General features: G+C 63.3%; 12 protein-coding genes. 2 read left to right on the forward strand and 10 right to left on the reverse strand.

Annotated elements, in window-relative coordinates; genetic code table 11:
* Window positions 1–55: 55 nt before the first annotated feature.
* The 10 genes from iscX to uvrB all read right to left on the reverse strand — a co-directional run bounded on the left by iscX (window position 56) and on the right by uvrB (window position 8,655).
* A complete protein-coding gene (iscX, locus tag ACO6D5_RS27955; protein WP_006225292.1) occupies window positions 56–250 on the reverse strand; it encodes a Fe-S cluster assembly protein IscX in 195 nt (64 codons plus the stop codon).
* On the reverse strand, window positions 250–591 hold the full coding sequence (gene fdx / locus ACO6D5_RS27960) for an ISC system 2Fe-2S type ferredoxin (RefSeq protein WP_006225293.1): 342 nt from the start codon (window positions 589–591) through the stop codon (window positions 250–252). The genes iscX and fdx overlap by 1 nt, the downstream gene beginning before the upstream one ends.
* 8 nt (window positions 592–599) lie before the next feature.
* Window positions 600–2,462 (reverse strand): Fe-S protein assembly chaperone HscA, encoded by a 1,863-nt coding sequence (gene hscA / locus ACO6D5_RS27965; protein ID WP_315847482.1) that lies wholly within the window; start codon window positions 2,460–2,462, stop codon window positions 600–602.
* 71 nt (window positions 2,463–2,533) lie between these two features.
* The gene (hscB, locus tag ACO6D5_RS27970; protein ID WP_315847481.1) at window positions 2,534–3,046 is read right to left on the reverse strand and encodes a Fe-S protein assembly co-chaperone HscB; all 513 of its coding nucleotides are present in this window, start codon (window positions 3,044–3,046) and stop codon (window positions 2,534–2,536) included.
* Window positions 3,047–3,049: 3 nt separating this feature from the next.
* Window positions 3,050–3,373: an iron-sulfur cluster assembly protein IscA gene (gene iscA / locus ACO6D5_RS27975; RefSeq protein ID WP_006225296.1), complete on the reverse strand. Its 324-nt coding sequence runs from the start codon at window positions 3,371–3,373 to the stop codon at window positions 3,050–3,052.
* A 2-nt stretch (window positions 3,374–3,375) separates the two neighbouring features.
* Window positions 3,376–3,780 carry a Fe-S cluster assembly scaffold IscU gene (gene iscU / locus ACO6D5_RS27980; protein ID WP_006225297.1) on the reverse strand — a complete coding sequence of 135 codons (405 nt, stop codon included), beginning with the start codon at window positions 3,778–3,780 and terminating at the stop codon, window positions 3,376–3,378.
* 33 nt (window positions 3,781–3,813) lie between these two features.
* Window positions 3,814–5,025, reverse strand: a complete 1,212-nt coding sequence (locus ACO6D5_RS27985) for an IscS subfamily cysteine desulfurase (protein WP_088590073.1) — start codon at window positions 5,023–5,025, stop codon at window positions 3,814–3,816.
* Between the two features lie 21 nt (window positions 5,026–5,046).
* Entirely contained in the window at window positions 5,047–5,589 is a 543-nt protein-coding gene (iscR, locus tag ACO6D5_RS27990) for a Fe-S cluster assembly transcriptional regulator IscR (protein WP_035213312.1), read from the reverse strand.
* 193 nt (window positions 5,590–5,782) lie between these two features.
* The gene (locus ACO6D5_RS27995) at window positions 5,783–6,274 is read right to left on the reverse strand and encodes a low molecular weight protein-tyrosine-phosphatase (RefSeq protein ID WP_006225301.1); all 492 of its coding nucleotides are present in this window, start codon (window positions 6,272–6,274) and stop codon (window positions 5,783–5,785) included.
* Window positions 6,275–6,522: 248 nt separating this feature from the next.
* On the reverse strand, window positions 6,523–8,655 hold the full coding sequence (gene uvrB, locus ACO6D5_RS28000; RefSeq protein ID WP_315845626.1) for an excinuclease ABC subunit UvrB: 2,133 nt from the start codon (window positions 8,653–8,655) through the stop codon (window positions 6,523–6,525).
* Between the two features lie 76 nt (window positions 8,656–8,731).
* Between uvrB and ACO6D5_RS28005 the strand changes: the two genes are divergently transcribed.
* Both ACO6D5_RS28005 and lexA read left to right on the forward strand, forming a co-directional pair.
* Window positions 8,732–9,931: an aromatic amino acid transaminase gene (locus tag ACO6D5_RS28005; protein ID WP_315845625.1), complete on the forward strand. Its 1,200-nt coding sequence runs from the start codon at window positions 8,732–8,734 to the stop codon at window positions 9,929–9,931.
* Between the two features lie 151 nt (window positions 9,932–10,082).
* Window positions 10,083–10,733: a transcriptional repressor LexA gene (gene lexA, locus ACO6D5_RS28010; RefSeq protein ID WP_315845624.1), complete on the forward strand. Its 651-nt coding sequence runs from the start codon at window positions 10,083–10,085 to the stop codon at window positions 10,731–10,733.
* The last annotated feature ends 9 nt before the right edge of the window (window positions 10,734–10,742 follow it).

Here is a 10,742-nt window from a genome sequence, read left to right on the forward strand (position 1 = left end):
TTGGGGCGGCCCTTCAGCAAAAACGCTCCCAGAGGGAGCGTTTCGTTGGCGTCGGTCAGTCCGCTTCGTCGATCCAGGCCATCTGGATGGCCTCCAGGATCTTCTCGCCGCAATGGGCGGGATCGTCGCTGAATTCAGGCAAGGCCATGACCCATTCGCGCAGTTGCGTGAAACGCAGCGTCTTGGGATCCACGTCCGGGTGCGCGTCGACCAGCGCGGCGGCAATGTCGTAGGTGTCGGTCCACTTCATCAATGGCCCTCTTTCGCGTGGTTGATGGTGTACTTGGGAATCTCAACCGTCAGGTCGGTATCGGTCACCAACGCCTGGCACGACAGGCGCGACGTCGGGGTCAGGCCCCAGGCCTTGTCCAGCAAGTCCTCTTCATCATCCGTCGCGTCTTCCAGCGCGGAATAACCTTGCTTGATCACCACGTGACAGGTCGTGCACGCACACGACAGCTCGCAGGCGTGTTCGATGTCGATGTGGTTGTCCAGCAGGACACGGCAGATCGACACGCCCTTGGGCGCGTCTTCGATCACGGCGCCCTCGGGGCAGTAATCGGGATGAGGCAATACAGTCAGTTTCGGCATACGTCTAATCAGGCGATCTCATCAAGTTTGCGGCCCGCGAGTGCGGCGCGGATGCTGCGGTCCATCCGCCGCGCGGCAAAGTCGTCCGTCGCGGCCGACAGCGCTTGCACTGCGTCTTTCACGGTATCCGTGTCTTGCGCGGACTGTGCGGCGATGGCGGCTTGCAGGCATTCGTCGACGTGCTTGCGCTCTTCGGCATCCAGCAGATCGCCGTCGACGGCCAGCGCCGCCTGCACGGATTCCACCAACTGGCGCGCATCCACCTGCTGCTCGCGCAGCATGCGGGCGCGTGCGTCCGTATCGGCTTGCGCCACGCTATCAGCCAGCATCTGCGCAATCTCATCGTCGGTCAGCCCGTACGACGGCTTGACCGAGACGGCGGCCTCGACGCCCGTGCTTTGTTCGCGGGCCGTCACGCTCAGCAGGCCGTCCGCATCCACCTGGAAGGTCACGCGGATGCGCGCGGCGCCCGCCACCATCGGAGGGATGCCGCGCAGTTCGAACCGGGCCAGCGAACGCGAATCCGCCACCAGGTCGCGCTCACCCTGCACCACGTGGATGCTCATGGCCGTCTGGCCGTCCTTGAACGTCGTGAATTCCTGGGCGCGAGCGACAGGAATGGTGCTGTTGCGCGGAATCACGCGCTCGACCAGCCCACCCATGGTTTCCAGCCCCAGCGACAGCGGAATCACATCGAGCAGTAGCCAGTCCTCGCCCGGCGCGCGATTGCCCGCCAGCAAGTTGGCCTGCAAGGCGGCGCCCAGCGCCACTACCTGGTCCGGATCCAGATCGATCAACGGTTCCGTGCCGAATACCCGGCCAACGGCCGCGCGTACGACAGGCATGCGCGTTGCGCCACCCACCATCACCACACCGCGCACATCGGCCGCCTTCAGCGAGGCATCGCGCAACGCGCGGCGCGCGCAATCCAGCGTGCGTTCCACCAACGGCTGCGCCAGCGCCTCGAACTCCGCGCGGGTCAACACGACGTCGACATCGCGCCCGTCCGCCAGCGTCAGCTTCAGGTCGGCCGATTCGGCATCGGACAGCGCTTCGCGCGCGGCCCGCGCCGCCATCAACAACCCGCGGCGGTCGGCCGGCGAAAACTCGCCAGCGGCAAGCTTGGCCACGGCGTGGTCCGCAATCAAGGCATCGAAGTCGTCGCCGCCCAGCGCGGTATCGCCGCCGGTGGAGATCACCTCGAACACGCCTTGGGTCAGGCGCAGAATGGAAATATCGAAGGTGCCGCCGCCCAGGTCGTACACGGCGTACACGCCTTCCGAGGCGTGGTCCAGGCCATAGGCGATCGCCGCGGCCGTGGGCTCGTTCAGCAGGCGCAAGACATTCAGGCCGGCCAAGCGGGCGGCATCACGGGTGGCTTGGCGCTGGGCGTCGTCAAAATACGCCGGCACGGTGATGACCGCGCCCACCAGGTCGTCGCCCAGGACGTCTTCGGCACGCTGGCGCAACACCGCCAGGATCTGCGCCGACACCTCAACCGGGCTCAGGTCGCCCTGCGCCGTGCGGATGCGCACCATGCCGGGCGCGTCCACGAATTCATACGGCGCACGCGTGGCGCGCGCCTCTTCCAGCGAACGGCCCATGAAGCGCTTCACGGACACGACGGTGTTCAACGGGTCTTCGGCCTGCTGAGCCAGCGGCTCGCGGCCGGTGGTGACTTTGCCACCGGGGTAATAACGCACCGCCGACGGCAGCAAGGCATGGCCTTCTGCATCAGGCAGCACTTCGGCGACGCTGCTGCGCACGGCCGCGACCAGAGAATTGGTAGTGCCCAGATCGATCCCCACCGCCAGCTTGCGCTGGTGCGGCGCGGGCGACTCGCCGGGCTCGGATATCTGCAATAAGGCCATGATTGTATTTTTCTGCTCAGTAGGCGGCGAAATCCGGGCGCCTGCTTCGGGCGCCCCGGACACGGCTTGGGCTATCCGGCGGGTTGTGCGTGCGCCAGCTCTTCCGCCAGCTTTTCCACGAACATCCATTCCCGGACCTTCAGCCCGGCAGTCGCGTAGTCGCGCTCGTTGTCCAGCAGACGGGTCAGCGTGGCGCGCATCTCAACGCGCGCGGCTTCCAACTCCGTCTGTAAGGCGGCCAGGGCATCGGCATCGTCGCGCGCATCGTCCAGCATCTCGCGCCAGGTCATCTGCTGCATCAGGAAAGCCGTGTCCATGGACGTATTGCTCTCGGTCTGCAGATCGATGCCCGCCTGCTCACACAGGTAACGTGCGCGCAACAAGGGATCCCGCAGCACGCGGTACGCCTCGTTCGCGCGCGCCGCCCACTGCATGGCCACGCGGCGCTCCGCAGGGCTGGCCGTGGCGTAACGGTCGGGATGCACTTGCGCGGCGACGGCGCGCCACGCGTTTTCCAACGCTTGCGCGTCCAGGTCGAAGCGTGCCGGCAAGCCGAACAGGCTGAAGTGGTCGTCTCCAGCCAAGACTTACACCGTGAACGACTCGCCGCAGCCGCAGGTCGCCTTCTCGTTGGGGTTGCGGAACTTGAAACCTTCGTTCAGGCCTTCGCGGGCGTAGTCCAGCTCGGTGCCATCCAGGTAAGCCAGGCTTTTCGGGTCGATGAAGACCTTCACGCCAAAGCTCTCGAACACGGCGTCTTCCGGCGCCGAGTCGTCCACGTATTCCAACTTGTAGGCCATGCCGGAGCAGCCCGTCGTCCTAACGCCGAGCCGCAAGCCGATACCCTTTCCGCGCTTCTGCAAGTAGCGCCCGATATGGGTGGCAGCCTGTTGGGTCAGGGTAACGGACATGATCAGCCTGCCACCGCTTCGGCCGGAACCGAATGCTTTTCTTTGTAGTTCTGCACCGCGGCCTTGATCGCGTCTTCGGCCAGGATGGAACAGTGGACCTTCACCGGCGGCAATGCCAGTTCTTCGGCGATCTGCGTGTTGCGGATGTTCATCGCTTGGTCAAGCGTCTTGCCCTTGACCCATTCGGTCACGAGCGAGCTGGAAGCGATGGCCGAACCGCAGCCGTAGGTCTTGAAGCGCGCGTCTTCGATCACGCCGGCTTCATTCACCTTGATCTGCAGCTTCATGACGTCGCCACAGGCCGGTGCGCCGACCATGCCGGTACCGACCGACTCGTCCGACTTGTCGAACGAACCGACGTTGCGCGGGTTTTCGTAGTGATCCAGAACTTTGGTGCTGTAAGACATGTTATTTCTCCACGTATTTCTTGGCGCGGGCGCTTAGTGCGCGGCCCACTGCACGGTGTTCAAGTCAATGCCTTCCTTGGCCATTTCCCAAAGCGGCGACATGTCGCGCAGCTTGCCCACGCGGCTCTTGAGCAATTCAATGGCGAAGTCCACTTCCTTTTCGGTCGTGAAGCGGCCCAGGGTGAAACGGATAGAGCTGTGCGCCAACTCGTCGTTGCGGCCCAGTGCGCGCAGCACGTAGGACGGCTCCAGGCTGGCCGAGGTGCAGGCCGAACCGCTGGACACGGCCAGTTCCTTGATCGCCATGATCAGGGACTCGCCTTCGACGTAGTTGAAGCTGACATTCAGGTTGTGCGGCACGCGCTGGTCCATGTCGCCGTTGAGGTAGACCTCTTCGATCTGCGACAGGCCATTCCAGAGACGGTCGCGCAACATGCGGATGCGCTCGTTCTCGGTGCCCATTTCTTCACGGGCCAGGCGGAATGCTTCGCCCATGCCGACGATCTGGTGCGTAGCCAGCGTGCCCGAGCGGAAACCGCGCTCGTGGCCGCCGCCGTGCATTTGCGCCTCGATGCGGATGCGCGGCTTGCGGCGGACATACAGCGCGCCGATGCCCTTGGGGCCGTAGGTCTTGTGCGCCGAGAACGACATCAGGTCGACCTTCAGCTTTTGCAGGTCGATTTCCACCTTGCCGGTCGCCTGAGCGGCGTCCACATGGAAGATGATGCCCTTTTCACGGCAGATCTCGCCCAGCGTTTCGATATCCTGGACCACGCCGATCTCGTTGTTCACCATCATCACCGACACCAGCACGGTATCGGGGCGCAGCGCGGCCTTGAAGGTGTCCAGATCGATCAGGCCATCGTCTTTCACATTCAGATACGTGACGTCGAAGCCTTGGCGTTCGAGCTCGCGACAGGTATCCAGCACCGCCTTGTGTTCGGTCTTGACGGTGATGATGTGCTTGCCGCGTTCCGCGTAGAAGTTCGCGGCGCCCTTGATGGCCAGGTTGTCGGATTCGGTTGCGCCGGAGGTCCAGACGATCTCGCGCGGGTCGGCGTTGACCAGCTTGGCGACTTCTTCGCGGGCGCGCTCAACGGCTTCTTCGGAATCCCAGCCGAACGAGTGGCTGCGCGATGCCGGGTTGCCGAAGTTCTCGTACAGCCAGGGCACCATCTTGTCCACGACGCGGGGGTCGACGGGCGTCGTGGCCGAATAGTCAAAATAAATCGGGCGGGTGGTCATATCTACAACTCCTGATACTGCTTATACGGTGGCATTGGCGGCGACGGTCGTGGTCGGGGCGTTGGCGGCGGCATTCGTGCCCCCTACCCGATTCACACGTACCGCGCAGGCCTGCGCTTGATTGTTGGCTTCCTGCAATTGGCGCACGCGCTGCTGATCAACCAGATCTTGCAGGGACACCGAATCCAGGTAATCGACCATCTTGCGATTCAACGTGGCCCAGAGTTCGTGCGTCATGCACTTGCCCGGCTTGCCGTCGTTGCCGCTCGTACAGTCCCGTTTGCCGCCACAGCTCGTGGCGTCCAGCGGCTCATCGACCGCAAAGATGATGTCGGCAACGGTCACGTTGCGCGCAAGACGCGCAAGCGAATAACCGCCGCCCGGGCCGCGCACGCTGTCCACGAGTTCGTGGCGGCGCAGTTTCCCGAACAGCTGTTCCAGATAGGAAAGCGAAATATTCTGACGCTGGCTGATGGCCGCAAGAGTGACCGGGCCGCTATGCTGCCGCATAGCCAGATCGATCATGGCAGTCACGGCGAAACGCCCTTTGGTAGTTAGCCGCATGGTGGGTTCCCTGTGAATCGGCTATGGCCGCCAGCGAATCCAGCGGTCAATACCCGAGTAATTGGGTCAAGTATAGCCTATTCCCGACTAATTTGGTATGGCTCCCGGCTAGAAAAAACCGCGCATTTGCGCGGTTTTTTCACTGCCAAGTACCCCGAGAGCCGCTCAGTGGGCGGCTCTACGGTTTAGACGGTCACGCCGCCTGGTACTGGGTAGCGCGCTTACGGACCAGCTCAAGAACACCCTGACAGGCGTCTTCCAGATAATCGAGCACCTTGCCGAAACCATCGGCGCCGCCATAGTACGGGTCAGGCACGGTGGCCTCCTCGAACTCATTGGCAAAGCGCATCAGCAGCATCAATTTGTGCTGATAGGTTTTGGGGCACTGCTGCTGCATGGCGGACAGATTGTCCCAGTCCATGGCGAGGATAAGATCAAAGTCGCGGAAATCTTCCGCGGTGACCTGACGCGCCTCACAGTGCGTGATCTCGTAGCCGCGCTTACGCGCCGCAGCCTGCGCCCGGGCATCAGGCGCCTCGCCGATATGAAACGCGTGCGTGCCCGCGGAGTCGATGCGAACAACATCGCCCAAACCCGCGTCGTTCACCAAATGGCGAAACACGCCCTCTGCGCTCGGCGAGCGACAGATATTGCCCATGCAAACGAAAAGTACCTTGGTCATCATGGGAGTAAGTGTGCGGGAAAACCCGAGATAAGGCAAGCTTTTTTTGCAATTAACCGATTGGATAACTGCAGCGAAGCGCCTGATTTTTTACCATTTAAATCAATGACTTAAGCTCACAATCAGGCGCAGGGTTACCGCTCGGATCCCGAGGATTCTCGAAGATTGTGAAGCCGCAATTGCAACATTGCGGGTTTTACACATTTTCAGCAACCAGTCAGCTAACAGACACTTTTTGATACGTGTTTTGGCTATACCGCCCCATCCAGAAGCACCCGCTGCTTCAAGGCCGTCAAGGCGTCGCGGGCGGCCGCGGCCTGTTCGAATTCCAGGTTCCGGGCGTGGTCCATCATCAGCTTTTCCAGGCGCTTGAGTTCACGCGCCAGGGCTTTCTCATCCTTCAGGAATTCCGCCGGCACCGCAGCCTCCAGCGCATCGTGCTGAACCGGCGCGACGATGCCGTCGATCAGTTCGCGCACCGCCTTCTGCACCCCGCGGGCCGTAATGCCGTTGTCGATGTTGAACTGCAGCTGCTTGGCGCGGCGGCGGCTGGTTTCCTCCATCGCGCGCTGCATCGAATCCGTAATGCGGTCGGCATACAGGATGGCGTGCCCGTTCAGGTTGCGCGCCGCGCGGCCGATGGTCTGGATCAGGCTTCGCTCGGAACGCAGGAAACCTTCCTTGTCCGCGTCCAGAATGGCCACCAGCGACACTTCGGGGATGTCCAAGCCTTCGCGCAGCAGGTTGATCCCCACCAGCACGTCGAACGTGCCCAGGCGCAGGTCGCGCAGGATTTCCACGCGCTCCACCGTATCGATGTCGGAGTGCAGATAGCGCACCTTCACCCCGTGTTCGCTCAGGAAGTCGGTCAGGTCTTCCGCCATGCGCTTGGTCAGGGTGGTGACCAGCACACGCTCGCCCAGCGACACGCGCGCCTTGATCTGGCCCAGCAAGTCATCGACCTGGGTGCGCGCCGGCAGCACCTCGACCAGGGGGTCGACGAGCCCGGTAGGCCGCACCACCTGCTCTACGACGTTGTCCGCGTGCTCTTTCTCATAAGCGGCCGGCGTGGCCGACACGAAGACGCACTGGCGCATCCGCGTCTCGAATTCCTCGAGCTTGAGTGGCCGGTTGTCCAGCGCCGACGGCAGGCGGAAGCCGTACTGCACCAGCGTTTCCTTGCGCGAGCGGTCGCCGCGGTACATGCCGCTCAGCTGCCCGATCGTAACGTGGCTCTCGTCAATGAACATCAGCGCGTCAGACGGCAGGTAATCGATCAGCGTGGGCGGCGGATCCCCGGGCGCCGCGCCTGACAGGTGCCGCGAGTAGTTTTCGATGCCCTTGCAGAAGCCCAGCTCCTGCAGCATCTCCAGGTCGAACCGGGTCCGTTGCTCCAGGCGCTGCGCCTCGACCAGATGACCGTCGTCGACGAAGCGCTTGACGCGTTCGCGCAGCTCTTCCTTGATGGTCTCGATGGCGCGCAGGACCGTGTCGCGCGGGGTCACATAGTGCGAGCCGGGGTAGACGGTGAATCGCGGCAGCTTCTGGCGGATACGACCGGTCAGCGGGTCGAAGAGCTCAAGGCTTTCGATTTCGTCATCGAACAGTGTCAGGCGCAGCGCGAGTTCGGCGCTTTCCGCGGGAAAGATGTCGATGGTCTCGCCGCGCACCCGGAACACGCCGCGGGTGAATTCGGCGTCGTTGCGCGTGTACTGCATCGCCACCAGGCGGGCCAGGATCTCGCGGCGGGAAATCTGGTCCCCGCTGCGCAGGATCAGCACCATCGCGTGATAGTCGCCAGGGTTGCCGATACCGTAGATGCACGAGACCGTGCCCACGATGATCGTGTCGCGGCGCTCCAGGAGGCTCTTGGTGGCCGACAGGCGCATCTGCTCGATGTGTTCATTGATGGACGAATCCTTTTCAATGAACAGGTCGCGCGTCGGCACGTAGGCTTCGGGCTGGTAGTAGTCGTAATAAGAGACGAAGTACTCGACCGCGTTCTTCGGAAAGAACTCCCGCATCTCGGCGTAGAGCTGGGCGGCCAGCGTCTTATTAGGGGCCAGTACCAACGCCGGGCGCCCCATCCGGGCGATCACGTTGGCCATGGTGTAGGTCTTGCCCGATCCCGTCACGCCCAGCAGCGTCTGGAACATGAGGCCGTCTTCGACCCCTTGCGTCAGGCCGTCGATGGCCGCGGGCTGGTCGCCCGCCGGCGGATAAGGCTGATACAGCTGAAACGGGCTGTCCGGATACTCGACGAATCCAGGCTTCACATCCAGCCTCGGCGCGGACGCAGCCGATGCCGATGCCGCCGTCAGATCCGCAGCGAGATCATCATTCAGATCTCCCGCGCTGCTCGGGTCTATTGGGCTCTTGGGCATGCTAGACTGTTCCAGGGTAAACCCCCCATTATCCACAGCACACCGTACTGCGTCCACCCATCCTCATCAGAGTCCCATGAGCAACCTTTTCGATTCCGTCGAACTCGCGCCGCGCGACCCCATTCTTGGTCTGAACGAACAATTCAACGCGGATACGCGTCCCGGTAAAGTCAACCTGGGCGTGGGCGTGTACTACGACGATCAGGGACGGATCCCCCTGCTGGGCGCCGTACGCAAGGCCGAAACCGCCCGCATCGAGGCCGCCGCCGCACGCGGCTACCTGCCGATCGAAGGCATTGCCGGCTACAACCAGGGCGCTCAAGCGCTGCTGTTGGGCAAGGAATCCCCGTTGGCCGCCGCCGGCCGCGTTCTGACCACCCAGGCTCTGGGCGGCACGGGCGCGCTGAAGATCGGCGCCGACTTCCTGCGCCAGTTGCTGCCGACCTCCAAGGTCCTGATCAGCAACCCCAGCTGGGAAAACCACCGCGCCCTGTTCGAGCGCGCCGGCTTCGAAGTCGGCACCTACTCGTACTACGACGCCGCCACCCGCGGCCTGAATTTCGACGCCATGCTGGCGGATCTGAAGGCCGCACCGGCCAAGACCGTCGTCGTGCTGCACGCGTGCTGCCATAACCCGACCGGCGTGGACCCCACCGCCGACCAATGGAAGCAGATCGCCGCCGTCGTGAAGGAAAACCATCTGGTCCCGTTCCTCGACATCGCCTACCAGGGCTTTGGCGAAGGCCTGACGGAAGACGCCTCGGTCGTGCGCATGTTCGCCGACCTGGACATGACCATGTTCATCAGCTCGTCCTTCTCGAAGTCGTTCTCGCTGTATGGCGAACGCGTGGGCGCACTGACGGTCGTGGCCGGCAGCAAGGAAGAAGCCACCCGCGTGCTGAGCCAGTTGAAGCGCGTCATCCGCACCAACTACTCCAACCCGCCCACCCATGGCGGCACGGTGGTGTCGACGGTGCTGAACACGCCGGAACTCTTCGCCATGTGGGAAGAAGAACTGGCCGGCATGCGCGACCGCATCCGCCTGATGCGCAAGCAACTGGTCGAGAAGATCAAGGAACACGGCGGCAAGCAGGACTTCAGCTTCGTCCTGCAGCAACGCGGCATGTTCTCGTATTCGGGCCTGACCGCCGCGCAAGTGGACCGCCTGCGTGAAGAGCACGGCGTCTATGCCGTGTCCAGCGGCCGCATCTGCGTGGCCGCCCTGAACAGCGGCAACATCGACAAGGTTGCCGCCGGCATCGCCGCCGTGCTGTAACCCGTAGCGTGGGCCCCTCGGCCTGACTGCTGAAAGACGGAGCCTTCGGGCTCCGTTTTGCTTTGGGGCCTGGACTGGCTTGCTTTTTTGCGCTACGTCCCCCAGAATGGCGCTGTATATATGTACAGTCCGCTCGCACCGGATCATCGCCATGGCCAGCAAACTTACAGATCGCCAGCAACAAATCCTGGACCTCATCCGGCAAACCGTCACGCGCACCGGCTTTCCGCCGACGCGTGCCGAAATCGCCCAGGCCCTGGGTTTCCGTTCGCCCAACGCGGCGGAAGATCATCTCAAGGCATTGGCCCGCAAGGGCGCCATCGAGCTTACCGCCGGCGCCTCGCGGGGTATCCGCCTGAAAGACGGCGCCTCTGCCGCTTCGCAGGCTTCCCTGCCCATGCCCTCGCTGGCACAGCTGCTGCTGCCGCTGGTGGGCCGCGTAGCAGCCGGCAGCCCCATTCTTGCCGCCGAACACGTCGAACGCGAAGTGGGCGTCGACCCCCACCTGTTCGCGCAAGCGCCCGACTACCTGCTGAAGGTGCGCGGCATGAGCATGCGCGATGCCGGCATCCTCGAAGGGGATCTGCTGGCCGTGAAAAAAGCCTCTGAAGCCCGCAACGGCCAGATCGTCGTGGCCCGCCTGGGCGACGACGTCACCGTCAAGCGCCTTCAGCGCACCAACGGGCATATCGAGCTTCTGCCCGAAAACCCGGACTTCCAAACCATCGTGGTGGAGGCCGACCAGGAATTCGCACTGGAAGGCATTGCGGTAGGCCTCATCCGCACGCACGCGCTGCACTAGCCCGCGCAG

It is taken from the genome of Achromobacter sp. (assembly GCF_057314935.1).